The sequence below is a fragment of the Methylomonas fluvii genome, assembly GCF_014850975.1.
Taxonomy (GTDB): domain Bacteria; phylum Pseudomonadota; class Gammaproteobacteria; order Methylococcales; family Methylomonadaceae; genus Methylomonas; species Methylomonas fluvii.
The window spans coordinates 759,091-784,537 of the sequence record NZ_JACXST010000001.1; the positions used below are offsets into that span (position 1 = coordinate 759,091).

Genomic DNA, 25,447 nt, shown 5'->3' on the forward strand with positions numbered 1-25,447 from the left:
GGGACAGCTTGGGGTCAACATAAGTGCGCAACGAACCCGCCGGGGCGAATTTATGCCACCTCTTGGCGCTTAGGCTGCTTTAGCCAAACCAAAGAAATCCGCCATGTCCACCGGGCTTTGTTTTTACTGCGTTACAATCCATACTTTGCGCATCGCGTTCGTTTCCCGTCAATTCTTTAACTACCCAGCCACACGATGAATATTTCGTTTGAAATCGTCCCTCGCAGCCTAGAGGCCTTCGACCAGCAATACGGCTTTGTGCAAACTCTGGACAAAGGGATCAACATCATTAATGTCCCGGACATCCAACGCTTCGATACCCGCAGCTGGGAGTTGGCGACCCGCGTCGATCGAAGCAAATACCGGTTTATTCCGCATTTCCGCGCGATAGACTTCAAAATCGAAAGCGGCGAACTCTACCGCGTCATCGAAGAATATGCGCTGGACAGCGTGTTGTTGGTGTCCGGCGATCCGCCGGAAGGTTTGAAGCGGTCGTTTTACAATACCGATGTGGTGGATTTGATTCGGGCCGTGCGCCAGCGTTTCCCCAGTCTACATATTTATGCCGGCTTCGACCCGCATCGCAGCGGCGTTCAGGATGAATGCGATTACGTCCAGCGCAAGGTCGATGCCGGCGCCGGCGGCTTTTTCTCCCAGCCTTTCTACGACAGCCGCATGATCGACATCTACGCCGAGCACATGCAAGACCTGGAAACCTATATCGGCATCAGCCCGATCACCAGCAAGGCCTCAATGAACTATTGGGAAGTAAAGAATAAGGTGAAGTTTCCGAAGAGTTTTCGGCCGGATTACGACTGGAACGTCGAGTTTGCCAATGGCGTGATTGCCTCGGCGGCGGCGAATGGCTTGAATGTCTATTTCATGCCGATACGGATTGATTTGGCGCGGTATTTTGGCGAGATTAAATTGGGCGAGTGACCAAGCGATTGGTTCCCTTGAGTTCCCGCTTTCGCGGGAACCAATACGAGAAGAATCTGTATCTTTTTCTCTAAAAAAACAACTCACGCATTTTTTTGCCTGGCGATTCGGCACGCATAAACACTTCGCCGACCAGGAAGGTGTAGATGCCGTTGTCCTGCATCAATTTCACATCGGCCGGGGTGTGGATGCCACTTTCGGTGACGATCAACTTGTCGGCCGGGAGGGTGTTTTTCAAATCCAGCGTGGTTTGCAAGGACACGTCAAAAGTACGTAGGTTGCGGTTGTTGATGCCTATCATATTCGTGTTGAGCTTTAGCGCCCGTTCCAGCTCCTCCGCGTCGTGCACTTCGGTCAACACGTCCATGCCCAGGCCGGTGGCGGTGTCGGCCAGTTCCTTCAGCATCGCGTCGTCCAGTGCGGCGACAATCAGGAGGATGCAATCCGCACCCAGTGCGCGCGATTCGTGGATTTGATACGGATCGATCATGAAGTCCTTGCGAATCGCCGGCAGCGGGCAATTTTGCCGCACCATTTGCAGATTGGCTTCCGAACCCTGGAAAAACTCCTTGTCGGTCAGCACCGACAAACAGGTCGCGCCGCTGAACGCATAATCGACGGCGATTTCTACCGGCTTGAAGTTCTCGCGGATCACGCCCTGGCTGGGCGAGGCCTTCTTAATTTCGGCGATGATAGCCGGCTTTTTCTGATCGGCTTTGCTGCGCAACGCCGAATAAAAGCCGCGTGGGCCTTGCACGGTGCCGGCCAATTCTTCCAGCAGCGACAACGGCGTATTGCTTTTGCGGCGGGCTACTTCTTCGGCTTTTTTGGCAAGGATGGTTTTTAGGATGTCGGGTGTGTCGGTCATGTTTCTTGTTTAGTTTGTGTCGCTGTCGCGACGGTTATTTTAAAGTCGGGTTCACGAAACACATCCGTGTGTTTTGTCCTACGGATGCTTCGCATGCAAATCGGCTATCCTGCCGATTTGTCGGCCCGACAGCCGAGATACTTTCTTTTGTTTGGCCAAAAGAAAGTATCCAAAGAAAAAGCCACCCCGATGCCGCTTATTTCCTGCGCGCCGGAGGGGGAGAAAACCATCCCGGAATTAAAAGTCGCTTGGTCTGCAAATCAGGTAGCCTGGATGTAGTGAAAAGAAATCGAGGTTTTGATGGCTTTGATTACCTGGATTCCGCTACGCTTAATCCAGGCTTTTAATATTAATGGCTAAGTAGTATTGATTAAGATTCGCCAACTTTTTCATAATCATCTATTACTTTGAGAATCTGATCCGTATATTGATATATATCATCAACCTCAATGATCGGGATTCTCTCACCACTTCTACCGAGCTCTATATATTTTTTGGATGCATTAAAGTGCAGTCTACATATTGGCTTTCTATTGTTATCGTCAAGCAAAATTCCACAATAGCTTTTAGTGTCTCTCATTACAATACGATCAAGCTTTATCGCTTGCCGTGCAATTGCTTTCACAATTAGAAAGCCATCTGTTTCTTCTTGAGTTGTTATGACGTCTTGTTTTTCGTCTATAGGAGCGTTTGCAGGTTCTGGGTCTGGCTGTGGGGCTTTGATTTGTGGTTGCGACAGGGCCGATTTCAAGCGTAAGTTAATTCTATTGTTGATGAATTCGTTAAGCCCCTCTTTTACCAATTTACTAAATAATTCAATAATGGGTTGAGTAGCTCTTCCAGTGTATATTTGAGAGACAAAGAACTTTACAAGTGCGTCGGAAGGGGCTTCTGCTTCACGTTCTAGGCATTTAATCAATTCGCCTTTATATTTTAGGGAGCTAGCCGTAGTGAGAATATCGGTTAGCGAAAAATTGCTTTTAGCAAACTTTTTTAATTCCTCAATATGATTGTCGCCAATATCACGTATATCTATTTCAAAAAACGGCTTTTCATCCATTTTATTTGGCTCTTCAATGTCCGAATAAAACTGATAAATCAATCCATTTGTTAATACGCCGAAGCGAGCTGCCGACGTATGAAAATACCGATATAGTTGAGATGCATGTTCGTTTTGTAAATTCGCACCACAATGTTTACATTCAAAAAGCATGATAATTTGATCATCCTTTTTAATAGCATAATCAACTTTTTCACCTTTCTTAATGCCTACATCAGCGGTAAACTCCGGAATTACTTCTGATGGGTTGAATATATCGTAACCGAGTGCAGCTATAAACGGCATTATTAGAGCATTTTTTGTCGCCTCCTCCGTTTGTATGTTTGCTGCTTGCTTATCGTAACGATTGGCAATTTCCTTTATTTTGTCGATTAAGTCCATAGCAACTCCTTTTCTCCAAATTTAGATTATTGTTTTAATTTCACTATTATCACTTTATAACCCGTATAAATATACTACGCATGAACTAAGCACATCGGTCGCGAACGATGCGCCTCCTAACGTCGGCAGCATCCTACATTAGAACACTTACCCAAGCTTCGAAAATTATCTGCCGCCTTTAGTTTTCAAGGCGCGAGGTTGGTCCCCTATGCCGCGCCGAGCACCGGAGAGTTTGGGCGGATAAGCCCGAAGGGGCGACGCATGGATGCGTCGCGTTGCATGTAGGGGCTGGGAAGCCCCTTCAGGCAACCCCGCTCAAACTCTCCGGTGCGCAGGATCAAAGCGGCATCGGGGTGGCCTTTTCTTTGGATACTTTCTTTTGGCCAAGCAAAAGAAAGTATCTCGGCTGTCGGGCCGAGACCCGACATTAAAACAAACCCGTCGCGACAGCGACACAACACCCCAAGAATTTCCGGCGCTATTGATCTATCTCACTTCTGACGAAACCTTCTCAAGTCGCTCGGCAAGCCAAACTTTGATGATGGATTGTCTGGTGACACCAAGCTTTCCAGCTTCCCGGTCAAGCGATTCAATCATCCAAGTCGGAAAGTCGACATTGACTCGTTTCTGTTCTTGCAATACCCGCTTCGTGTTAGACAAATCCAGTGATGCGGTAATATCCACATCGGCATCAAATTGCTGGTCGAAGTCTTTAGCTTTCATATAGATTCACCTCCTCGGTGCGAGAACGACGAACGGAAATTAGTCGTATATTGTTAGACCGGTAAGTAATCACGGCCGACCAGTGTTTGCCTAGAATCTTTCCAATTACCAGATAGCGCGGCTCATCTTCCGTTTTTGCAGGAATTTCCAATAGTCTCGGATCATTCCATAGCAACTGGGCATCAACAAAATTGATGCCGTGTTTCAGAAGGTTTGCCTGACTTTTTGCCTCGTCAAACTCAAAAGTTATCATGGTATAAAAAATATACCTTTATTAAGTTAAAGGCAATCGGCGAATGACTTGGATGGGCGGCATTTAAGAATACCCAATCAACGCCTCAAATTTCCCCAAAGCACTCCCATCCGCCAACACCTGATGCGCCCGGCGAATGCCGGCATCCAGGGAATCAGCCAAGTCGGCGGCATAAATCGCCGCGCCGGCATTTAATGCCACAATGTCGCGGGCCGGGCCGGCTTGGTTATTTAATACCGCGCGCATAATTGCTAGGCTATCGGCTGCGCAAGTAATCGACAAGGTTGCCAGGCTGGCGCGCGGCATGCCGAATTGTTCCGGGGTGACGGTGTAGCTGTGCACGATACCATCGATTAGTTCAGCGACATCGGTGGGTGCGGCGATGCTGATTTCATCCAGGCCGTCGCGCGCATGTACCACCAGCACATGCTTGCTGCCCAGTTTTTTCAAAACTTCCGCAACGGGCACCAGCCATTGTTTATCGAACACGCCGATCAACTGATGCGGCGCATTGGCCGGATTGGAGAGTGGGCCGATCAGGTTGAACAGGGTGCGCACACCCATTTCCTTGCGCGGACCGACCGTGTGACGCACTGCGCTGTGGTGCTTGGCGGCAAACAAAAAGCCGACGCCGATGTCTTTGACGCATTGCGCCACTTGTTCGGCCGGCATATCCAGATTGATGCCGGCGGCTTCCAATACATCGGCGCTGCCGCAACTACTGGATACCGAGCGATTGCCGTGTTTGGCCACCTTGCCGCCCGCCGCCGCGACCACAAAAGCCGCCGTCGTCGAGATATTGAAGGTATTGGCCCCGTCACCGCCCGTGCCGCAGGTGTCGATGACGTGTTCGCCGTGCACCGGCACCGGCCGCACTAACTCGCGTAACACGCTGACCGCCGCTGCGATTTCTTCGATAGTTTCGCCCTTGCAGCGCAAGGCGATCAAAAAACCAGCGATCTGCGCGTCGGTTAATTCGCCTTGCATCATTGTACGCATCACATCGCGCATTTCCTCGGTGCTGAGGTCTTGTTTATCCAGAAGTTTTTGCAGCGTGGCTTGGATTTGCATGGAGTGGGTAGCCGGTGTTTTGGTCAAGGCAGGGATGATAGCAAACGACAGCTCATATCGAAAACCTTGCGGGCTGGCAATCCCTCGCGACTGAGGGCGCTTGCCTATACGACCTCGAGAATGGGTAGATAAAGAAAGGCGATTTTATTGCAAGCCAGCTTATAAATTTCAAGTTTTATTGACGTAGCGCATTGATTAAGCCGTTTTATTTTTATGGTAATTGACGGGGATTGGCTTAGCTGTTAAATGATGACCAAGACTAGCATTTTAAATAAGCGGCTTATCGCTAAGAGTTAGTCTTGACTAGCATGGCGACGGCTTTTGGCCGTTTGGTCATGTGGTGAAAATTTGTTCTCGTTAATCAATGGAGAAATTACCATGAAACACCTTGCCAAGCCGATTCGGCGACCTTACTTTAAGACTTATCTGTTTAGCATCCTGGTGCTACCGCTTTGCCTTGCTCAATCCGCCGAGGCGGCCACGGTTTCCGCGAGCGCGGTCATCGATTGGAGTACCTTTAAAATTACCGCCATCGATATTGGCAATGGCCTGCCAACCTTGACCTGGAGTAATCAGTACGACAATAGCCAAGTGAATTATGGTTACTACTATAACGCCAATGACAGCGCGGCAAATTGGAGTTCAGGGACTTCGACTACAGAAGGACTATCCACATCGACCTATAGCAGATCTGCTTCCAGCGCCACATCGATTAACGAAATCAATGCCAATGCCTCTCTAAACGGCGCTTTTCCGTATCAAAGCTTATCAGCCAGCAGCAGTAGCCAGCGATCCGGCAGTTTTACTGTGCAAGGCAGCGGACTGTTAATTTTCGAAGCAAACTACAGTTTGATGGGGGACCTGGGCGCCTCAAGTAATGCCTCCGCAAACTCCAACGCAAGCTTCAATTTGAGTTACTACAATGGCGGAAACTCCGGGTCAGTCAACCAAAATGTCAGTCGCTATCTATCGACCGGCTCCGCGCCAGTGACGGAAAACGATATATTGTCTGTTGCTTTGGTCTTTAAAGACGGTTGGAGCGGAAGTTTTTCCGCGAATACGAGTGCATCGGTTTACGGGTACGACTACGGAACCGGAGGCGGCGGAAGTGTACCGTTACCGGGTGCTTTCTGGCTATTTGGTAGTGTCTTGGCCGGAGCCGCCTCGTTGCGGTCGGCTAATACAATTCGCGGAATATGGCCATTTGCAGAAGTCGCAAGCTAAATAAGATGTTGAAGGGGTGGCGCCAGCTACCCCATTATGGCTGTGTATTTATTAAATGACTACGTAATCACGATGCTTGTGATGTCATAGGATGGGTCGTGTGTTAAACCACACATCCAACTGATGATATTTTATCCTATAGTCATTTAACATTCGTATTTACTGGTCAGCATCCTTGGCTCGTTGTTTAGGAGGAGTTTGTTTTTGAGGTCTATAGCATATTTCCATTAAAAACTCATTCAATTCCGACAGAACACTACCGGCCAATTTCCGACCTTCGGGGTTGATTTTGAATGGCAGGTTTATGTCATAAAATGCTCGTGTAACGTAAAATTAGGCCGATGCCGTGGCACAACAGGCGAGACTGAATCTAGAATCAAAGTGGGTGTCCTCTTCTTCCTACTGAGGCCAGATAGAAGCATAATGCTACCAATATTGATTTGGCCCCGTGTTTTCCATTAACTGAGAGGGTTTAGATTCTTGTCCATCGGAATAGTTTGTGTTAGATCCAATGCTTTCCACCACGCCAACGCTTTTTCTGCTACATCGTAGAAATAATCTTGCTTCGAGCCGTATTTGATAATTGGCACCAAGAGCAATGTTGTTCCCTTTTCTAACATGACACTAAAACCTTTTTGGGTATATTCGTTTATTTGCTCTTGCGGAAAAGCAGATGTGTCCCAAATCGGCGATATCAAGACTTTCTCGGCAATAAAATTTGGATGCTTTCTATTTGCATGATTGCACTCGTTTGATATGTCGATGAAGGTTGCAACCTCAGAACTCTGCGAGCGAATCCAGTTACAAAAATGTATTTCTGTCTTGTTGTTCCACTTCGGGTCTCTAGCCAGATGAAGATGAAATGTCCAGTCAGCTACGGATGACACCGCTATAGCGAAATTGATGAAGTGGTCGTATATAAAATAGGGATGTCGACAATCCTTTATGCGATCTAGTTCGCGCCGGGCTTTTTCAAGCATGTATTCATCATTAAAGCCTGAGCCATTTAGTAGTGTCTGTGCTGAGATTGTGTTCACGATTTTAGAATCCAAGTGAAGTTGCTTATTGGGAATCTAGTGAAATGTATCGTTAGCCGAGGCGAACTAATACATTGCGCGTTCAACATCTAGCGCCCTCCACTGCTGTTGCGTTCCGTCCCTGTCAGTCCATAAGTAAGCAGGATTCAAGTTGTTAATCTGCTCCGCATTTTCCTGCAGGCGCATGCAATACGTAGTGTAGCGCTGACGGTTGGCTGCGCGATTTAAAATGATTCCTTTGTCATCAGTAGTGAAATCAAATTCTGGATGGTTCTCGGCAATTACAGAGTCAATAACTCCGCATTTGTCAGGGTCAATAAATGCGCACACTTTGGATGAAAAGGCTATTTGAAGCTGAGGCAATTCGTTTAGTGTTCTTAATGCCCCGCTGTAATTATTGTTTTCTATTTGGAGAATTGCCTCAGATATTCTGGCAGTAACAAAAGCTTCACCCAAGTCAACAACCCCTCTCATGCGTTGATTTTGGCCATTAACCGCACGGGCTCTTCCGTCGCGAGCTAGTGCAACTTTGCCTAGCGCTCGTTCCTGACGAATAGCGCCGTCCTGACCACTATAGAAACCCCAGAATACTACCGACAAATAACCTAGTATTTTTTCCTGGGAATTATCAGATAGCAGCAGTTCGTGAATATGATTATCCATTGCCGTAGTCGTATTGAAGTATTCCACGTCAGGATTACGGTAGTTTCCGCGAAGTGCAACTGCCGGATACATATAGTTATTACGACGTTGTTGGAGATTTCTATAAGGCACAACTATTTCCTTTACGCATAACAAGTTATTAAGTTGTTAACAGTATAACCACCTAAAAACGACCTTGACATGCGCTGCGAGGCCTGGAAAGCAAAGCGGTAGCGAGCGAAGACCGAGTAGTCCCTGGAAGCCGCAGCGCCGGGCGGTTTTACTCATTCGATTTCCATAGAGCACTACCGGCAATAGTAGGCGGACAATAACGTCCGCTGGAAGACTTGTTTGGCATCACTCGCATCTTACTCCCATCGCGCGAAGCACGCGAGGTATTCGTCAATCACAATTCGAACTTCTATTCCATTTCCCAGCGATGCAAGGTATCGATAACGATCTGACTGTACTTCAATCCAACCCAAAGCAAAAGTATTTGCGCCCTGAACCAGAAGGCGCTGCATCGCTCGACTCCCAATTTCGGGCCAGCAAGATGAAAATTCAGGAGTCTCGAAGAATTCTCGTTGCTGTGGAGACATAAGTTTGAGAGGACCAAACTCAAGCTCGTCCGGATCATGAGTGCAAGACTCATGAAGTTCGTAGAGCGCGTGACCTTTGGCAAGCTTGGTGAGAACAGAAACCACCCGATCTCGAATCGGCTCGTGTGTTGTTCTTCCGCCAACTTCGGAACGAGACTGCTCTATCAGCTCTCGAAGTGCGGGCTTTGTCTCAAGAATTCGCTTGGTTTTTTTGCGAGGGAGTGCTTCTGGATATGTTGAACCAGCCAGTGTACACGACAAAAGGCAGGCCAAATATTCCTCATCCGCAGAGAACCCTGAATTGCCATTCCGACACGCAGGGACAACTGGCAAGTTCTCTGGATATGGCTCATCAAGAAAGACCTTTGATGGGCAATGATCTCGTGTGCCTGTCTCGCCCCTGCAGAACGCACAGAACTCGAGCGTTCTCTGATCACCATAGTTCGGAATCTGCTGCACTACCTTACCTCAGATACCCAACGCACTAGCTCGTAACACGTCCCATGGTGTGCAAGTTTGACCTTTGACTGGCGCAACAATGAGAATGGCGGCGCTTAAGACTTTTCATGGCGATTTAGCCAGTCACGCACACCCAGCCCCGCGCGCAGACCTGTGGCGAAGCAGGCTGTGAGTAAATACCCCCCAGTAGGAGCATCCCAGTCAATCATCTCGCCGGCGGCAAAAACACCAGGTAGAGCGGTGAGCATGAGGTTTTGATCAAGGCTATTAAAACTCACGCCACCGGCGGTGCTGATCGCTTCAGAGATGGGTCGGGTTGCATTTACGGTGATTGGCAAGGCTTTTATCGTCTTCGCTAAAATGGCTGCATCAGCAAATTGTTCCTTACTGAGCACCTCGTGCAGCAAGGCCACCTTGACGCCGGCAATGCCGACGCGACTTTGCAAGTGGTTAGATATGGATCTGGAGCCACGGGGATGGCTGATTTCGGCTAGTATCCGTTCGGCGTCGCGCCCCGGAGTCAAATCAATCGTGAACGTGGTGCTTCCGTGGATATTCAGGTGCTCGCGCAGCCGCCGCGAGAACGCGTAAATCAAGCTGCCTTCTACGCCATGCGCGCTAATCACCATTTCGCCTTGCCGCTGCTCGGTTCGGCCCTGACTGTCGGTAAATGTTAGTGCTACCGATTTGAGGGGCGCGCCGGCAAATTTGTCTTGTAGATGCGCGCTCCACGCCACCTCAAATCCGCAATTAGCGCTTTGCAATGGCAAAATTTCAACGCCCCGACCCCTCAACCAAGGAACCCAGGCTCCATCCGACCCCAGGTGCGGCCAGCTGGCGCCGCCCAATGCCAGCACTGTCGCCTGCGGCTTGATCAAGATTTCGCCGTCTGGATTGACCAGCAGCATTGCACCATCGTCATCCCATCCAAGCCAGCGATGACGCACGTGTAGGCGCACACCCGCACAACGAAGGCGACGCAGCCAAGCACGTAGTAGCGGCGCGGCTTTCATCTGCGTTGGAAATACTCGGCCCGAGCTGCCAACAAAGGTATCTACACCCAGACCGTGTACCCACGAGCGCAAGGCACTTGGCGGTAGACAGTCGAGCATTGCCTGCAACTGTGGCAGCTGATCGCCGTAGCGAGCGCAAAAGGTTTCGTATGCTTCACTGTGGGTGATATTCAGACCACCGACGCCAGCCTGCAAAAACTTGCGGCCGAGCGATGGCATTGCGTCATAAACATCGACCTTTATACCGGCAAGACTAAGTGTTTCGGCAGCCATCAGCCCAGCCGGACCTCCACCGATAACTGCAACTTGTGGGGCCGTGCGATCAGGCATAGAGCTACTTGGCTGATGAAGTTTAAACATGCTCACATTTTAACCTTAATTCCGTTTTAATAATTTTAGGGGGATTCTGCTTGCACAAGCTTTTTCTGGACACTAAATAAATGTAGGCTAATAGATACATACTATTTGCATTGACTAAATAGACCCATTATATGAAAACCATTTTCTTCGTCCGCCACGGCCAAAGCACCGCAAATGCCGGCGGCATAACGATGGCACACGACGCGATTCCATTATCGGAACTGGGTAGACTCCAAGCACGATCCTTAGCCGATGCCCTCGAACTGCAACCCTCGGCCATTTACGTATCCGAGTATGTCCGCACTCATGAGACCGCCCAGCCTTTTTGCAAAAAAGCATCAATTCAGCCGAACATCCATCCGTTGCTCAACGAATTTTCAAGTATCGATCCTGCATTGATAAAAGGTATGAACGGCGAACAGCGCCGCCCGATTGCAGATGCCTATTGGCAATCGGGCGACCCGACAAAGCGCATGGGAGAACAAGCGGATACCTTTCATGAATTCGAGCAACGGGTCGCAGATTTCATCTCCGAATTGGATACCCTACCCGATAAAACGTTGATATTTGGTCACTGTATTTGGTTTGGTATGTTGACCTGGAAATTACTTGGGTTTAATGGCAGAGGTAGTCAATGCATGAAAGCCTTCCGCCGCTTTCAACTTGGATTGCCTATGCCGAATTGCGCGGTCTACCGTTTGGAATCTCCAGAACCTGGATATTGGCGAGCGAGAGCCGACGAGGCATCAATGCTCAGAATATTATCGACAACATCTACTGATCGTAGCTAACTATTACCGTGCCTGTTTGGTAGTACGACGAGATCTATCGGCGTGTGGAGTCCCTCATCGTTAGCCTTCAAGAATAAATCGTGTAGGACATAGCTCATCATGCTCCGTGGACAATTAAAATTTCGTCGAAAAGGAGTCACTGACCAATCGTTGGCTCTTGCTTTGTCCGCCCAGCGTTGGCAGGCACCTATCATGTAATTGGCGGCATGCCTTGGCGTGGAGCTCTGTCTGACTAAAAAGTCGGCGGCGTATTGCGCTCCCGACTGGATAATGTGAAAGCACTGCCCTGTCGAAAAATCTGCCAGCAGGTTTCTGAGCATAGCGGTTACGCTTTTGTCGTCGGTATTTGGAAACATTCGTTCGCTAGCGCAAAAATCGTAGAACTCTTTGCATTCCGCAAACGCTAGGTCGAAGGCCATTTCCGAAACTTGTTCATACCACTGAGCTGGCCAGTTGCAACGCGAGACGAGTGTTTCAATGTCCCGAATCAACTCTGACGAAACGGCGCGGGGTAAACTCCATTGTGCCGTATAACTCAACGCTAATTTGTTATCAGCCAGGGAGAAGGCGTGGGGATTCGATTGATGGGAGAAGCTGAGCAGTCTGGCGTCGACCAAGCGATTCAAGACTTCTTCGCCATATCCACTTGACGGAGCAAAAGGCGCTTTCAACATTTTTGATGAACAAAGAGACATACCATTTTTTATCGTTGCGGTGCCATAACACCGCATTAGCGCCAGTAACGACACCGCTTGCTCCAGATTTAAATCGTAGGCATTGATTTGGCCGCCGGTTGGCTTGTGATAGTCGGGAGTGTTGATTTCAGCAACTTTCCTCGCTGAACTCTGAATACCTTGCTTACTTTTCTTTAGGCAATAGGCACAGAAGCAGCTTCCTTTTGCACGATGTTCGCACTGCGAACATCGCAAGCGGTGTTTGTGTTCATTCCGGTAAGCACTTTTGGATATTCTTGACAGAACCATCGGCGCGCCGCAATTTGGGCAAAGCTCTCTGCTGATTTCGGGCGGAAATAGCTTATATAATTGAGAAGGTAAGCAATCGATACTAAAGTGCTGAATCAAATCCTTAACCAGTTTCTTGGCGTAATATTCGCTGATTAATTCGGTTACTTGTTCATTTGTCAGGTGAGCAAGTTTCGAATGAAGTGGCGGATTGGACATAGAGGAATGCGATTAAACTAAAGCGACAAATATAAGCCGATAAATCGCAATTGTCACTCATAGAGCGTGGCCTCATAAGGTTCCGGTCAGTAGCATGAGACTATGCCTGACCATGTTTCTTCTACATCTGATCCCCGAATATTGTTTGGAGAGCGTCTTATCCAGCTTCGAAAGCTGCGTGGTTGGTCTCAAGAACGATTGTCTCTAGAAAGCGGAGTTGCGCGCAGTTACTTGGGAGGCGTCGAAAGGGGGCAACGAAATATTGCATTGCTTAACATTTGCCGACTGGCAGAGGCTCTATCGGTTTCCCCTGAGGAGTTGCTTCGGTTTGATGCCTCGTAACTACGCACTCCAATCATAAAACCCGCCAGATCTTCCAATTGAAACGGCCACTAGTCCCGATGCAAAACCAGCCAAATCCAAAATGACTTAGTTCGCCCAAAACCTTCTAACAACAATCTTACGAAAATTGAGTTAAGCAAGGAAAACTATCACACAGAACCTAGCGTTTAGTTATTCCTTCAGCAATCTTGCATACACGTTGTAATGATTCATTTTTATGTGTTAGCCTGGCAAAATGTCAGGAGGACTAGATTGAGCTTTTGATGACTTTTTGCAGATGTTCCTGGATGCTCAAAGAATCAAGGCATTGATTAACAACGCAGCCTTTATATTAAATATTATATATGCTTGGATTTATCGATTTGTTCTGTGGGGGAGGCTTTGGCGCTCGAGGCGCTGTATTCGGTGGAGGCAAACCATTGCTGGCCGTCGATGCATGGGATCTTGCAACGGAAACCTATAAAGCAAACTTCCCTGAAGCCACTGTGATACAGAAAAAAATTGAGGAAATAGACCCGTTTCAATACAGAAGCAAATTTCGTCCCGATGTTTTATTGACATCGCCTGAATGTACTGCTCATTCCATAGCTCGCGGAGCAAAACCCGGAAATGAAAAAAGCCGCGAAACAGCGATAAGCATATTCCCATGGATAGATGCGTTCAATCCACGGTGGGTCATTGTCGAAAATGTAAACCGAATGAAGCAATGGGAACGGCATGAGGAACTGATTACCACTCTGGAAAGATATGGTTATACTGTAAGTCAGCTACTTTTAAATGCGTCAGAATTTGGCACTCCACAGTCCAGAAAACGGCTTTTTCTTATCTGCGATAGAGACGGAGCAACCATCACCAAAGAAACACTTTTGGCATCGCATCAAAAGACTCAGAAAAATGCCAAATCAATCATTGATTGGAGCGGTCAATACAAAAGCACCCCTCTCTATAAACCTGGACGCGCACAATCCACAGTAGAGCGGGCCGAACGCGCAATTGCTTCGCTGGGAAAAAATATACCATTTCTGATCGTTTATTACGGATCAGATTATGCGGGCGGATGGCAGACATTGGATGCCCCGCTGCGTACCGTCACAACTATTGATCGATTTGGCTTGGTGACTTGGGACAAAGGCGAGCCTATGTTGCGCATGCTACAACCACCCGAATTGCTCAAGGCAATGGGGGCTGGCAGCAGTCACCAGCTTCCGGCTGGCAACAGAAGGGATAAAGTTAAACTATGTGGCAATGGTGTCTGCTCACCAGTTATGGAAGTCATTTTCGGTGAAATAAACCGGATTATGCAGTCAGAACACAGTCTTGCTATCGCTGTCTGAATTCAAACGATCCTAACATTAGCGGGGCGATTCTCGAAATTCCTGTGAAACCCGCTCTACACACTCAGATAATCCGGTTTTGATCTCATGCTTGCATATTCCACCCCAAACCCACCACCCATTCCGATTGAAAACAGCCACGTGTTCCGATTGATTGTCGGCCACCGATTCCAATCGCAAAACCGCCACTCGTTCCGATAAAAAACCCGCCACGGGACGGGTTCTATTTTGCTGCCTGAATTCGGCGGGATTATTCTTTCACCTCCGAGTTTTGCGCACGCCGTTTCCGCATCGAGCTACCCTTGAGTTCGATGCGGTGGGCGCCGCTGACCAAACGATCCAGGATCGCATCGGCTAGGGTAGAATTACCGCCACTCAAGTAGTCATGCCAACGATCCACCGGCAATTGACTGGTCACCAGCGTCGACCGAATGCCGGTTCGCTGCTCGATGACTTCCAGTAAATCACTGCGACCGATGGCGTTCATCGCAGCGATGCCAAAGTCGTCCAGAATCAGCAAATCCGCTTTGGCCAGTTGATTCAGCCGCTTGCGAAAACTACCGTCGCCGTGGGCGATAGCCAGGTCTTCCAGCAGCAATGGCAAACGATGGAATATTACCGTCAAGCCCAGTCGGCAGGCCCGATTACCCAAGGCGCAGCCCAACCAGGTTTTACCGGTTCCGGTCGGGCCGGTCATCAGCAGGTTAGCGCCCTGCCGAACCCACTGGCACTGCGCGAGCGAAGCCATTAAACTGCGCTCCAGTCCGCGTTCCGGTACATAATCAATGTCTTCGACACAGCCGCTTTCCCGAAATTTGGCCGCTTTCAATAAGCGTTGCAGGCGACGATTTTCCCGATAGGTCATTTCCTGGTCGACCAAAAGGCCGAAACGTTCCTCGAACGCTAAGTGATGGGCAGACGGGTTGCTCAATTGATCCTCGAAACCCTTGGCAAGACCGGATAATTTCATTTCATGCAATTTGCGTAATGTTTCCTGACTTAACATGTTTCTGGACCTCAATGATAGTGATGGGGACCGCGAACATTGTCATGCTCGAAGTTGACTTCCTGGCGTTGTTCTTCGGCCGATACCACCCGGTCCAATTGATTGCGCAGAATAGATCGCACGTTACTGACCGACGTGGCGCCGATTTCAATCGCTCGCTGGCAAGCAGGATTAAGCCGGTCCTCGCCAAATTCTTTTGCCAGCCCTTTCAGCATGTTGTGCAAGCGATAGCCCTGTTCGTGGGTTTTGGTGTCGTTCAGAAGTTGAGCCATAAATTGCCGCACATGGTTTCCGACTTGCTCGGCCCAGGCCAGTGCTTAGTCGGGTTGCCACAAACCGTAATAACGGTGCGCGGCTTCCATATGCTCAGGCACGGTAACTTTAGCGATACCAAACTGCCGCGCATGGCTGGCTACCCTCCGACCCCGAGACAGCACCTCCAGTGTCGACGCGGTAATTCGTAACTCGATTCCCTGTTTTTTGTATTGATACGGTACGCTGTAATAACAGCCGTCGAATTCGACGTGGTAATCAAGGCCGACCCGCGCTTTATGAAATTCCGCGTATTGATAAGGCGAGACCGGTAACGGCTGCATGGCCGGACGCTCGAGGGTTTCGAACGCTTCCCGCCGGCAGCCGGGCAGTTTTTGAAACGGCCGGTTATTCAAATCCACCAACAATTCGGCAATGGCCTGATTCACCTCGGCCAGACTATGAAACACCCGCTTGCGCAGCCGAAACAGAATCCAGCGTTCCACGATCAGCACGCCGTTTTCGGCTTTGGCTTTATCCTTGGGTTTGTAGGGACGTGCCGGCGAAATCACGGTGCCATAGTGGCCAAATTTTGGTAGGTGGCATTGACAACCGGTTCCCGTCGGCTGGCTTTATTGACGGCCGACTTGAGGTTATCGCACACCACCGCGGCCGGGACCGAACCGAAAAACTCGAACATCCGGACATGGGCGGCAATCCAATTCGGCAAACTCTGCGACAGATGTCCCTCGGCATAGGTATAACAGGAGGCACCCAGCACGCCGACAAAGATTTGCACCTGGCGAACAAAGCCGCTGACCCGGTCTGTCAGCGGTAAAGTCGGGCCTGCGTAATCCACAAATACTTTCTCGCCGGCGATGTGGATTTGCCGCATGGAGCGTTTCAATGTCTCCATGAACTCCTGATGGCGAAGGCAGAACATGCTGTACCCCAGACCACCAGGGTATTCGGTCAGATATTCCGTATGCAACACCATCAAGGTGGCACCTTTGCGTTTCAAGTCTTGATGAATCTTGGCCCAATCCGGTTCCGGCTTACGTCCGGTTTTGGTGGCAATCGCGAGGGGAAATAAGCGTTGTTCCAATGTGTTGTCGTCGATGTCCTCGGCAATCGGCCAACCGATACCGGCTGCCGCCGAGCGGGTCAAATAATCGGCGACGGCGTCTCGGGATAAGCCAAGACTACCAGCAATCTGCCGACGGCTGAGCTTCGATTCATAATGCAGGCGTAATACCTGGCGGATTTTTCTCATAGCAATTCTCCTGTTGGCCATCATTAGACCTTGTTGGCATCAACCAACGTTTTGCTCCAGTGGGGGTTAGATACCGGCGCGTTGCAGCCTCGCAGCGCAAGTGGCAGCGATAAAAAAGCATGTAGGCAGGCCGCCCGTACTTGACAGACGGGCAAGGGAATCGCAGAATTGACATTGAAGGCACACTTCAAAATGCAGTTCCGCGAAGCCTCTGGAGCGTTAACTCCAGGGGCTTTGCTATTCCTGGCCTGGTAATACGGTCAGCAAGTGTTAAGTCATGTTTTTTCTCCTGTTATCGATTCGGCTTTGATTTTGGTGCGATGCGATGACGGCCCTCTCGGCTTGAAGCTGTAGCGCCCGGGCCAAATTTCATCAACCTTGCATTCCAACAGACCGGCAATATGGCGGGCAATCTCGTAGGCCGTAATCCGGTCATGAATCACGTTATTCACCACACCGCCCGACACGCCCAATTCGCGGGCAATTTGCGCTTGGCTTTTACCCAGGCGTTGCGGGCGGTAAATGATTTCAATGGCGTCCATCATAGCTACAGGTGACATCGTATCGGGCGGAGAGTAATCTATCTTTACACAGAACAGCATTATATCAATACAATAGAGACAATTTGCAATACAAAAGAGAATGATTGAGCATGCCCTCCCCCAAAACTCCAGCCTCGGCCTTGATGGCTTCCCGGCGCGACTGAATCAACTGATTGTGCAAACTGCGCTTAGCCAAGCAGAATTTGCCCGGCAAATCCGCATCTCTCCGGGTTTTTTAAGCGACGTGATCAAAGGCCGAAAAAAACCGGGTACGGACTTTCTCTACGGCATTCGTAGTGTTTTCGGCGCCTCAATCGATTGGCTGCTCACCGGCGAAGGTACGATGTTTGGGCGTAACGATATCGATCTGGATTTACTGAGGAACATCGAGCTCTATATCGCCGTCGCTCGCTCGGCGGTCGTGGATAATGACCCAACCGCCAAAGCGCTGCTACTGCTTTGCCAAGCCGGGCACATACAAGAGGCTCTGGCCGATCCTGCTTTAAATGACTTTCTGGAACGCATCGCGCCCCACAGCGACCTCAATTTGGCGGCGGAACTCTACAACAGCCATCTCTGGTACCACGACCCCGCATTCCGTCGGCGCAACCTGCTCGCCTCCGCCCAAGCCCACTTCGAAGCTCAAAAGCCGCACGACAAACGGGCCGCGTTTGCCAATACACCCAGCGCTCCGATTCAAATCAATTTTGGCGGTTCGCAACGTAACTCCGGCCGTGACTACTACGAAAAATAAGTGCTCGAAACCGCCGGAGATGACCAAGCGATGAACCAGGAGCAGGAGCAAAACGCCAACCCAAACCCAAACAACAACCAAACCGGCACTCACCTCAACATTGATGGCATTCAACGCAATGCCGGCCGAGATTACTACGAACTCATTGCCATAAGTTCGATTAAAACCCTGCTGACGTGCGCCCCAAAAGCCCAGCTTGCGCTGAAAATCTTGGAAACGGAGCGTCAGCGGAGTGAAGATTTTTAGTCCCCGATAGCCGTAGCGCCGGGCGGGTTTTCGCAGCGAAGCGGAGAAAACCTGCAAGGCATCGCGACACGGCGTCAAGTCATGCGAGAGCCTAAGTTTCGACCCCTTGTTGGATCGGAACGAGGTGACGCGGACGAATCGGGGCCGCCGCAGGCATGAACTGCCAGCAAATTTTTCGCGCTGAAATCGGATGGGACCCATTTCAGCTTTACCGAAAAATGCTGGCGCTCTTGATCGAATAGCGTTGGATAACTCGAGAATGTTCAAATACCGGTTTGGTTTGGTTTCGAAACGTCTCGAACCATTCGGCGGCAGATTCTGGCGATCCAGAGTCGTTACGACTTTACCGACAAACAAATGCGCGGATTCCGTGTATCGGGCACCTTAAAGATCACCCCCGAAGAAGTCAAACTGGCGCCCAGTCGGCGGGCGTTGGTCGTCGGCTGGGCGCAGGTCTGGATGCTCAGCCTCTACTGCGTGGCAATGTTATACCTCGTGGGTTATTCGCTTCCGCCTACGCCGAAACAGCTACAAGCTCTGGTGCTGCTCTGCGGATTCTGGCTGATCATAGCCTGGATGCTTAACAAGCTCTACATCGCGTCCTGGTACATCGCCAAACAAGCCGGCGTCCCGTCGACGCAACCAGCCCGTTGCAGCCCAAGCTCATTTCGAAACCCAAACACCCCATGACTAAAAGGGCTCAAAAATAAGGTCTCAATACCATCGGAGAGGACGACGTCATGAACAGACAACCAGATCAAAACCACAACAGCACCCAACTCAATTTCGGCGGCATTCAACGCAACGCCAGCCGCGACTACTACGAGTATTTAGTGGCAAGCTCCCTCAAATTGCTGTTGGCGTGGACACCAACGGCGGAGCTTGACCGCAGAGCACTGGATAATCCTAAGCTATTCAAGTGCCGTTTCGGGTTTGCACCACCGACCATCATCCGCGAACAGGTCATTGCTATTCGCCGGCACTACGATTTCACGGATCAGCAAATCCGCTGGCTACGCTACTCAGGCTTGTTGAAAATCAGCGCCAAGGAAGCCAAGCTAGCGCCCAGTCAACTGATATTCATGGCAGGATGGCTGCAATTGATCGTCGTGAGCCTGGTTTGCTCCTCCATGTTGTTTCAAATTACTTACCCCATCGCCATCGTTCCCGCCTGGAAACAAATGGCAGGATACCTATTCATTTGCGGATATTGGATGATGATGGCCTGGCCGCTAGGCAAGCTCTATCTGGAGCCGTGGTACGTGCTGAAACGCGCCGGTGTGATTAAGCCGACCGGGTTTAACGGCAAGCCAACGGCGATCTAAACAAAGTGAACAGCCGAATCCAGCCGCAGGTTGGACTTTAGGACAATTATGATCGAAAAACGAATTGCGATAATACGCTAACGCCAATGATTATTAGCGTGATCGAAAAATCATGACATCAACGGGCAAGCCACCTATTTCAGCGACTAACCAAATAGAACGAATGGAATCGATAAACCACAGGGGAAGTTCCGCCTGGCTACGCAACCACCACTTACGGCATCGGCCCGCATTCGCCGGCCCGCACCAATGGCGAAACCTGAACCCAATCGTTATCGGCATAATGCCGGGAGCGGCCGGCGAAAAGCTGGGAGGCGTCAATCTGGCGCAACGCCTGACCGATCTCGCCGCAGCCACGACCCGCGACGCCCAGCAAGCCCAGGTCGATCCTATCCTGAAGGCTTGGTCGGAACCCGCTGCAGCCCTCCACCTTTAACGGCGCCTATGCCGGCCACGCCTTGACGGTCAATGGCCTGCCTGCGGCCGGACCACAAGCGTCGGAAAACATAATCTCGCTGCTGGAACGCTTCAACGGCCACACGTTCAATACCTTACTGGCCGTATCAGCGGCAAATGATACAAGTTGGAGGTTAGCAGCATGAATACCACAATGATTTTTAACTTTAAACAACCTTACTTACCGAGTCATCAAGACAATCAGGAGAATAACATGGCTTTTGTGAACGAGACCTTGACCGAGCAAGATAAAGCTTGGTTTGCAAGTTTTAATTTTCAATCTGAGTTTTCCAGAGAGCCTGTTCCCGTGCCTAGAAAATGGACCATTGATCATGAAAACGAAGCCGTGTTGATTGTGTTGGAAGGCCAAGGTGCCGATGGCTATGATGTGCCGCCGCTGTTTCTAACGCTCATTTGGAAAGGAACTGTAGTAAAAATAGAGGCTTATAACAAAGGCACTGGCAATTTTAAAACTGGGACGGAAGAGTGGTGGCGAGTCACGGAAATCCGATGCCCCAAAATACTCGAAGTTGAAAGTAGTACGGTACTGCAGTTGATTCAAGAAGGTCTAGATGCGTTGGGAAGCGGCCATAGGCGTGACGTTGTTAAAGCCGTACATATTCAGTTACCCACCCCCAAATTTGCGTAATCAAGGAAAGATTCATCATGACGACCACTATTCAGAATGTAATTGATTTTGTTGATGCTTGGAGAACAAACAACAATTTGTCCGTTGACCATCAGCTGACTGCGACAGAAGTTGAAAAATTCTCAACTGATCTCCAGGCTAAAGTTAGCGAGATGAGTTTTACTCTTTCAAGTAAGCCGGGAGCAAATGCTCTTCCTTATTCTGGGGCAATAGGTAACGCTAATGCACCGGGATGGCAAGTGGCGGCGGCAATATCAGCAAATAGCGATGGCAAATTTGTTTATATCAGCGATATTGACCCGGGAAAACTACTGAATTCGTCCGAGTTAAAAGATTCGGTTTTAAATGCTGTTGGTGATCGTTCAATTCGCGATGCTCTATTCAACGGAGCAATGAATACCGATGGCGTTCGCAGTCGTTATGGCGTTGGGGAAGTTTTAGCACTCAACGATTTTGTGTCGAAAGAGTTCATGCTAGCGAACGCCAAGGGTAATGTTCTTACATTAACGCCTAAAGGCGCACCTGACAACGTTTGGGCCCAGACAGAGTTTCCTACTCTATTAGCGCATCCTGATGTTACTCATATCAACGGTATTCCAGTCGAAGACCTGAGACAGATGAGAACTGACATTTTGGCGACGGGAGCAACAGCTACGCAGGCGGATGCTAATAAAATCGTCTTAGACTACGTTAATCACGAGTCCTCTATCCAAGCAAGAAACTTACAACTTCAATTCGATTCCGAAAACAAACTGGCCGGGGTTGGAACACGGGAATATTTCAACAATTCTGGCATGACAGGAGTGGGTTACGAACTGACTTCGGCTCCAGGATACAAAATAGAATACGCTGATACTCTCAAGGTACCAGAAACGACGGCGGAGATCGACTCGTTGCGCAATGCGGTAACTGGTAACCAAATGATCAGGGGTTACGAGCAGCAACGAGTTTCCGCATTCGAAGCGGTTGGTGATTTAGGCCGCGCCGCAGAAGCGAGCAAATCGCTCAGCCGCGCAAACGCCGCAGGCTTGGTTATGGGCTTAATGCTAATAGGTTCCAAAGCCAGTGCGGCTGAGAAAGCGGGAGACCATGAGCAAGCAAAACAAATCGTTACCAATGGACTGGTGGAATTTGCCAAAGGAGCAGCAATGTTCGGAGGCGCCCAGCTGGCAGCCACGGCAATAGGTGCTATTTTGGGCATACCTCTCGGCGCTTTTGTAGGCGGTGCCTTGGCAGTATATGGTGCCTATGAGGCAGCCAAACTTGTTCCTGTTTTATGGGATAGCATCGCCAACCTCTTCACCTCCGCCACCGTCGCCACCCCACCCGTGCGCCGCGATCCCTTGGTCTTCGACCTGGACGGCGATGGCCTGGAAACCGCCGGCGTCAACACCGCCAATCCTATCTACTTCGACCACGACGCCGACGGCGTCAAGACCGCGACCGGTTGGGTCAAAGCCGACGACGCCTTCCTGGTTTTGGATAAAAACGCCAACGGCACCATCGACAGCGGCCGCGAGCTGTTCGGCGATGCGATGCTCAAAAGCAACGGCCAACTGGCCGCCGACGGCTTCGACGCCTTGCGCGACCTGGACGCCAACCTGGACGGCAAAGTCGATGCCAATGACGCCCAATTCGCCAACCTGCGCCTGTGGCGCGACCTGAACCAGGACGGCATCAGCCAAGCCAACGAACTGTTCACGCTGGGCAGCCAAAACATCGCCGCCATAAACGTCGGCAGCACCGAGCACAGCCAAGTCGTCGCCAACGGCAACCAGCTGGCCGACCTGGGCAGCTACGTCAAAACCGACGGCAGCAGCGGAGCTCTGGGCGAGGTCAGCGGCGACCTGGGCGACATCAACCTGATCCAGGACACCTTCCACAGCCAATTCAGCGACCACCTGAACACCACCGGCTTCGAAGCACTGCCCGATATGCAAGGCGCCGGCCAAGTCCGCAGTCTGCGCGAAGCCGCCACCCTGTCGCCGGTACTGGCGCAATTGCTAACCGACTTCGCCGCCGCCGGCAGCGCTGCCTACAACGCCTGGGCCGACAAACTGACCGTCCTGGAACACTTCAACGGCCGCACCTTCAACACCGTACCGGCCGGCACGACGGCAGCGACTATCAACTTATGGAGCGTCACTCAGGATTTGTTGCAAAGCAGTTATGAAGCGTTGAAAAACTCGGTTTATCAAAGCCTAGTGTTACAGACACGGGTGAAACCGTTGTTGGATTTGATTTCGTTGCGCGTAAACGAAAATGGCATTGCCTTGGATTTTACCGAAGTGAATGCGGAATTTGATCGCCGCGCCGCGCTAAACCCGGGCAGCGCAGCCGCAGACCTTGCGGAATTTACCATCATGACCAAAGACTCGCTTAAAGATAGCGGCTGGCAGGGCTGGGAAAAACTGGTTGAATACGTTAACACCTACCCGATGACACCGGAACTGCGCAGTGAGTTGGTGTTGGTGGGGGTGAAATTCGACGGTACAAGTAGCGACGACACTGTCGTGGGCGATGCCGGCAACAACACCATTTCAGGCGGGACCGGCAACGATACGATTTATGGGGCGAATGGGGATGATAATCTTAGCGGCGGCGACAGCGAGGATACCCTATTGGGCGGTGCCGGCGACGACATATTAAGCGGCGGCAACGGCTACGACACCCTGGCCGGTGGCTTGGGCAACGACACCTTGTACGGCGGCTACCATGCCGACACCTATCTTTTCAACCGGGGCGACGGTGCCGACACGATTCAGGAAAGCGGCACTGGTCCTGAGACGGGTTTCTGGGGTGGCGCCGGCGACAAGCTGATATTCGGCGCCGGCATTGCGACGGCAGACATGAGTTTTACCCAGGTCGGCAATGATCTGATCATGGGCCTGGGTCAAGGTGATCGATTGACCTTCAAGGATTGGTATGTGTTTGACGGCAGTTACGGCAATTTCCCCTATCAGGTGGACAGCTTCCAGTTTGCCGACGGCACGGTCATGAGTGCCACGGCGTTGTTGAACACCAAAGGCGTCGACATGGCCGGCACCGACGGCAACGACAACGTTTTGAGCGGTGCCGAGATCGACCGGATCGCTACCGGGCTGGGTAACGATACCGTGAACGCCGGCGCCGGTGACGACACCGTGAACGGCGGTGCCGGCAACGACGTGTTGAACGGCCAGGACGGTAACGATACCGTGGACGGCGATGGGGGCGACGATACCCTCAGTGGCGGCAACGGTAACGACGTGTTGTTGGGTGGTCAGGGCATCGATGTGCTGAACGGCGATGCCGGCAACGACCGCCTGGAAGGCGGTGACGGCAACGACACTCTGAACGGCGGCGACAGCGAGGATACCCTATTGGGCGGTGCCGGCGACGACATATTAAGCGGCGGCAACGGCTACGACACCCTGGCCGGTGGCTTGGGCAACGACACCTTGTACGGCGGCTACCATGCCGACACCTATCTTTTCAACCGGGGCGACGGTGCCGACACGATTCAGGAAAGCGGCACTGGTCCTGAGACGGGTTTCTGGGGTGGCGCCGGCGACAAGCTGATATTCGGCGCCGGCATTGCGACGGCAGACATGAGTTTTACCCAGGTCGGCAATGATCTGATCATGGGCCTGGGTCAAGGTGATCGATTGACCTTCAAGGATTGGTATGTGTTTGACGGCAGTTACGGCAATTTCCCCTATCAGGTGGACAGCTTCCAGTTTGCCGACGGCACGGTCATGAGTGCCACGGCGTTGTTGAACACCAAAGGGGTCGACATGGCCGGCACCGACGGCAACGACAACGTTTTGAGCGGTGCCGAGACCGATCGGATCAACGGCGGCCTGGGCAATGACACCGTCAACGCCGGAGCGGGTGACGACTATTTGGATGGCGGGCTTGGTATAGATACTTTAATAGGTGGTTTGGGTAACGATACTTATGTGGTTGACAATGCTGGAGATATTGTTACCGAAGGTGCGGGGGCCGGGACAGATACTGTCATTAGTAGCATTGATTACAATTTAAATAATGTTGCCAACGTAGAGAACCTAACGTTGATCGGCTCTACCGCTACCAATGTGACAGGCAATGCCTCGAATAATTTATTAAAAGGTAATAACATTGCCAATAGTTTGGCAGGCAATGCGGGTGCCGATACCCTGGACGGTCTAGGCGGCGCGGATACCCTAACCGGCGGCACCGGCAACGACACCTACGTCTTGGGCCGGGGTTACGCTGCGGATACAGTAGTGGAGAACGATGCGACGGCGGGTAACACCGACATCGCGCAATTCCTGTCGGGCATCACCGCCGACCAGCTCTGGTTCCAGCATGTCGGCAACAATCTGGAAGCCAGTATTATCGGTACCTCAGACAAATTGGTGTTGAAAGACTGGTATGCCGGCACGGCCAACCACGTCGAGCAGTTCAAAACCACCGACGGTGCGTTGACCCTGCTGGATAGCCAAGTGGAAAACCTAGTGTCGGCGATGGCCGCGTTCGCGCCGCCGGCCGCCGGTCAAACCACTTTGCCGACTAATTACCAGACGGCACTGGCACCGGTGATTGCGGCTAACTGGCATTAAAGGACCTTCGAGTTACCGGCTAAACGCCAAAGCCGCGCGAGTCGGCCAGTCTGACTCGATGCGGCTTTGGCCTTGGTTTGG

25 protein-coding genes and 1 pseudogene are annotated in these 25,447 nt (G+C 50.9%); 13 read left to right on the forward strand and 13 right to left on the reverse strand.

The annotated features are described in order from the left end of the window. Positions 1-195: 195 nt before the first annotated feature. Positions 196-939: a methylenetetrahydrofolate reductase gene (locus EBB_RS03590; protein WP_192392505.1), complete on the forward strand. Its 744-nt coding sequence runs from the start codon at positions 196-198 to the stop codon at positions 937-939. A gap of 70 nt (positions 940-1,009) precedes the next feature. Here EBB_RS03590 and trpC read toward each other — a convergent pair whose 3' ends face one another. Beyond that, positions 1,010-1,807: an indole-3-glycerol phosphate synthase TrpC gene (trpC, locus tag EBB_RS03595; protein ID WP_192392506.1), complete on the reverse strand. Its 798-nt coding sequence runs from the start codon at positions 1,805-1,807 to the stop codon at positions 1,010-1,012. Positions 1,808-1,900: 93 nt separating this feature from the next. On the opposite strand from trpC, the gene EBB_RS03600 reads away from it, so the two are divergent. Then, positions 1,901-2,086, forward strand: a complete 186-nt coding sequence (locus tag EBB_RS03600; RefSeq protein WP_192392507.1) for a hypothetical protein — start codon at positions 1,901-1,903, stop codon at positions 2,084-2,086. Between the two features lie 91 nt (positions 2,087-2,177). Here the strand turns inward: EBB_RS03600 and EBB_RS03605 are convergent, their stop codons facing one another. The 4 genes from EBB_RS03605 to trpD all read right to left on the reverse strand — a co-directional run bounded on the left by EBB_RS03605 (position 2,178) and on the right by trpD (position 5,295). Beyond that, positions 2,178-3,248, reverse strand: a complete 1,071-nt coding sequence (locus tag EBB_RS03605; RefSeq protein ID WP_192392508.1) for a type I restriction endonuclease — start codon at positions 3,246-3,248, stop codon at positions 2,178-2,180. A gap of 486 nt (positions 3,249-3,734) precedes the next feature. Further along, positions 3,735-3,971, reverse strand: a complete 237-nt coding sequence (gene brnA / locus EBB_RS03610; RefSeq protein ID WP_192392509.1) for a type II toxin-antitoxin system BrnA family antitoxin — start codon at positions 3,969-3,971, stop codon at positions 3,735-3,737. After that, positions 3,961-4,224 carry a BrnT family toxin gene (locus EBB_RS03615; protein ID WP_192392510.1) on the reverse strand — a complete coding sequence of 88 codons (264 nt, stop codon included), beginning with the start codon at positions 4,222-4,224 and terminating at the stop codon, positions 3,961-3,963. Before EBB_RS03615 ends, brnA begins: the two co-directional genes overlap by 11 nt. A gap of 63 nt (positions 4,225-4,287) precedes the next feature. Continuing rightward, entirely contained in the window at positions 4,288-5,295 is a 1,008-nt protein-coding gene (gene trpD, locus EBB_RS03620; protein ID WP_192393527.1) for an anthranilate phosphoribosyltransferase, read from the reverse strand. 378 nt (positions 5,296-5,673) lie between these two features. Here trpD and EBB_RS03625 point away from each other — a divergent pair, with 378 nt between their 5' ends. Continuing rightward, positions 5,674-6,519: a hypothetical protein gene (locus EBB_RS03625; RefSeq protein ID WP_192392511.1), complete on the forward strand. Its 846-nt coding sequence runs from the start codon at positions 5,674-5,676 to the stop codon at positions 6,517-6,519. Between the two features lie 458 nt (positions 6,520-6,977). Here EBB_RS03625 and EBB_RS03630 read toward each other — a convergent pair whose 3' ends face one another. From EBB_RS03630 to EBB_RS03645, 4 genes are all read right to left on the reverse strand, one after another. Then, the gene (locus EBB_RS03630) at positions 6,978-7,556 is read right to left on the reverse strand and encodes a hypothetical protein (RefSeq protein WP_192392512.1); all 579 of its coding nucleotides are present in this window, start codon (positions 7,554-7,556) and stop codon (positions 6,978-6,980) included. 66 nt (positions 7,557-7,622) lie between these two features. Beyond that, positions 7,623-8,330: a hypothetical protein gene (locus tag EBB_RS03635; RefSeq protein ID WP_192392513.1), complete on the reverse strand. Its 708-nt coding sequence runs from the start codon at positions 8,328-8,330 to the stop codon at positions 7,623-7,625. Between the two features lie 236 nt (positions 8,331-8,566). Beyond that, complete coding sequence (locus EBB_RS03640) at positions 8,567-9,256, reverse strand: hypothetical protein (protein ID WP_223146795.1); 690 nt, start codon at positions 9,254-9,256, stop codon at positions 8,567-8,569. A 95-nt stretch (positions 9,257-9,351) separates the two neighbouring features. Further along, on the reverse strand, positions 9,352-10,629 hold the full coding sequence (locus EBB_RS03645) for a TIGR03862 family flavoprotein (RefSeq protein WP_225587223.1): 1,278 nt from the start codon (positions 10,627-10,629) through the stop codon (positions 9,352-9,354). 131 nt (positions 10,630-10,760) lie between these two features. On the opposite strand from EBB_RS03645, the gene EBB_RS03650 reads away from it, so the two are divergent. Next, a complete protein-coding gene (locus EBB_RS03650) occupies positions 10,761-11,420 on the forward strand; it encodes a histidine phosphatase family protein (protein ID WP_192392514.1) in 660 nt (219 codons plus the stop codon). Here the strand turns inward: EBB_RS03650 and EBB_RS03655 are convergent. Then, the gene (locus tag EBB_RS03655) at positions 11,417-12,601 is read right to left on the reverse strand and encodes a hypothetical protein (protein ID WP_192392515.1); all 1,185 of its coding nucleotides are present in this window, start codon (positions 12,599-12,601) and stop codon (positions 11,417-11,419) included. The two genes, EBB_RS03650 and EBB_RS03655, sit on opposite strands and share 4 nt — an antisense overlap. A gap of 102 nt (positions 12,602-12,703) precedes the next feature. Here EBB_RS03655 and EBB_RS03660 point away from each other — a divergent pair, with 102 nt between their 5' ends. Continuing rightward, on the forward strand, positions 12,704-12,943 hold the full coding sequence (locus EBB_RS03660; protein ID WP_192392516.1) for a helix-turn-helix domain-containing protein: 240 nt from the start codon (positions 12,704-12,706) through the stop codon (positions 12,941-12,943). A 344-nt stretch (positions 12,944-13,287) separates the two neighbouring features. Next, complete coding sequence (locus EBB_RS03665) at positions 13,288-14,277, forward strand: DNA cytosine methyltransferase (protein ID WP_192392517.1); 990 nt, start codon at positions 13,288-13,290, stop codon at positions 14,275-14,277. Positions 14,278-14,527: 250 nt separating this feature from the next. On the opposite strand, the gene istB is transcribed toward EBB_RS03665, so the two are convergent. The 3 genes and pseudogenes from istB to EBB_RS03680 form a co-directional block, all read right to left on the reverse strand. Next, positions 14,528-15,283: an IS21-like element helper ATPase IstB gene (gene istB, locus EBB_RS03670; protein ID WP_192392518.1), complete on the reverse strand. Its 756-nt coding sequence runs from the start codon at positions 15,281-15,283 to the stop codon at positions 14,528-14,530. Positions 15,284-15,294: 11 nt separating this feature from the next. Continuing rightward, positions 15,295-16,808 (reverse strand): annotated as a pseudogene (istA, locus tag EBB_RS03675) (IS21 family transposase). A 275-nt stretch (positions 16,809-17,083) separates the two neighbouring features. Continuing rightward, positions 17,084-17,353 carry a helix-turn-helix domain-containing protein gene (locus EBB_RS03680; RefSeq protein ID WP_192392519.1) on the reverse strand — a complete coding sequence of 90 codons (270 nt, stop codon included), beginning with the start codon at positions 17,351-17,353 and terminating at the stop codon, positions 17,084-17,086. Between the two features lie 97 nt (positions 17,354-17,450). Between EBB_RS03680 and EBB_RS03685 the strand changes: the two genes are divergently transcribed. From EBB_RS03685 to EBB_RS03710, 7 genes are all read left to right on the forward strand, one after another. Then, entirely contained in the window at positions 17,451-18,104 is a 654-nt protein-coding gene (locus EBB_RS03685; protein WP_192392520.1) for a helix-turn-helix domain-containing protein, read from the forward strand. Next, a complete protein-coding gene (locus EBB_RS03690) occupies positions 18,105-18,350 on the forward strand; it encodes a hypothetical protein (protein WP_192392521.1) in 246 nt (81 codons plus the stop codon). 357 nt (positions 18,351-18,707) lie between these two features. Next, on the forward strand, positions 18,708-19,040 hold the full coding sequence (locus EBB_RS25765) for a hypothetical protein (RefSeq protein ID WP_225587224.1): 333 nt from the start codon (positions 18,708-18,710) through the stop codon (positions 19,038-19,040). A 50-nt stretch (positions 19,041-19,090) separates the two neighbouring features. After that, positions 19,091-19,675, forward strand: a complete 585-nt coding sequence (locus EBB_RS03695) for a hypothetical protein (RefSeq protein ID WP_192392522.1) — start codon at positions 19,091-19,093, stop codon at positions 19,673-19,675. 163 nt (positions 19,676-19,838) lie between these two features. Next, on the forward strand, positions 19,839-20,111 hold the full coding sequence (locus EBB_RS03700; protein ID WP_192392523.1) for a hypothetical protein: 273 nt from the start codon (positions 19,839-19,841) through the stop codon (positions 20,109-20,111). Positions 20,112-20,273: 162 nt separating this feature from the next. Then, the gene (locus EBB_RS03705; protein WP_192392524.1) at positions 20,274-20,780 is read left to right on the forward strand and encodes a hypothetical protein; all 507 of its coding nucleotides are present in this window, start codon (positions 20,274-20,276) and stop codon (positions 20,778-20,780) included. 920 nt (positions 20,781-21,700) lie between these two features. Next, the gene (locus EBB_RS03710; protein ID WP_192392525.1) at positions 21,701-25,366 is read left to right on the forward strand and encodes an SPM autocatalytic domain-containing protein; all 3,666 of its coding nucleotides are present in this window, start codon (positions 21,701-21,703) and stop codon (positions 25,364-25,366) included. The last annotated feature ends 81 nt before the right edge of the window (positions 25,367-25,447 follow it).

Coding starts and splice junctions, on each gene's coding strand:
- EBB_RS03590 (WP_192392505.1), top strand. CDS start 196: ATGAATATTTCGTTTGAAATCGTCCCTCGCAGCCTAGAGGCCTTCGAC.
- trpC (WP_192392506.1), bottom strand. CDS start 1,807: ATGACCGACACACCCGACATCCTAAAAACCATCCTTGCCAAAAAAGCC.
- EBB_RS03600 (WP_192392507.1), top strand. CDS start 1,901: ATGCAAATCGGCTATCCTGCCGATTTGTCGGCCCGACAGCCGAGATAC.
- EBB_RS03605 (WP_192392508.1), bottom strand. CDS start 3,248: ATGGACTTAATCGACAAAATAAAGGAAATTGCCAATCGTTACGATAAG.
- brnA (WP_192392509.1), bottom strand. CDS start 3,971: ATGAAAGCTAAAGACTTCGACCAGCAATTTGATGCCGATGTGGATATT.
- EBB_RS03615 (WP_192392510.1), bottom strand. CDS start 4,224: ATGATAACTTTTGAGTTTGACGAGGCAAAAAGTCAGGCAAACCTTCTG.
- trpD (WP_192393527.1), bottom strand. CDS start 5,295: ATGCAAATCCAAGCCACGCTGCAAAAACTTCTGGATAAACAAGACCTC.
- EBB_RS03625 (WP_192392511.1), top strand. CDS start 5,674: ATGAAACACCTTGCCAAGCCGATTCGGCGACCTTACTTTAAGACTTAT.
- EBB_RS03645 (WP_225587223.1), bottom strand. CDS start 10,629: ATGTTTAAACTTCATCAGCCAAGTAGCTCTATGCCTGATCGCACGGCC.
- EBB_RS03650 (WP_192392514.1), top strand. CDS start 10,761: ATGAAAACCATTTTCTTCGTCCGCCACGGCCAAAGCACCGCAAATGCC.
- EBB_RS03655 (WP_192392515.1), bottom strand. CDS start 12,601: ATGTCCAATCCGCCACTTCATTCGAAACTTGCTCACCTGACAAATGAA.
- EBB_RS03660 (WP_192392516.1), top strand. CDS start 12,704: ATGCCTGACCATGTTTCTTCTACATCTGATCCCCGAATATTGTTTGGA.
- EBB_RS03665 (WP_192392517.1), top strand. CDS start 13,288: ATGCTTGGATTTATCGATTTGTTCTGTGGGGGAGGCTTTGGCGCTCGA.
- istB (WP_192392518.1), bottom strand. CDS start 15,283: ATGTTAAGTCAGGAAACATTACGCAAATTGCATGAAATGAAATTATCC.
- EBB_RS03680 (WP_192392519.1), bottom strand. CDS start 17,353: ATGATGGACGCCATTGAAATCATTTACCGCCCGCAACGCCTGGGTAAA.
- EBB_RS03685 (WP_192392520.1), top strand. CDS start 17,451: ATGATTGAGCATGCCCTCCCCCAAAACTCCAGCCTCGGCCTTGATGGC.
- EBB_RS25765 (WP_225587224.1), top strand. CDS start 18,708: ATGCGCGGATTCCGTGTATCGGGCACCTTAAAGATCACCCCCGAAGAA.
- EBB_RS03695 (WP_192392522.1), top strand. CDS start 19,091: ATGAACAGACAACCAGATCAAAACCACAACAGCACCCAACTCAATTTC.
- EBB_RS03700 (WP_192392523.1), top strand. CDS start 19,839: ATGGAATCGATAAACCACAGGGGAAGTTCCGCCTGGCTACGCAACCAC.
- EBB_RS03705 (WP_192392524.1), top strand. CDS start 20,274: ATGAATACCACAATGATTTTTAACTTTAAACAACCTTACTTACCGAGT.
- EBB_RS03710 (WP_192392525.1), top strand. CDS start 21,701: ATGATCAGGGGTTACGAGCAGCAACGAGTTTCCGCATTCGAAGCGGTT.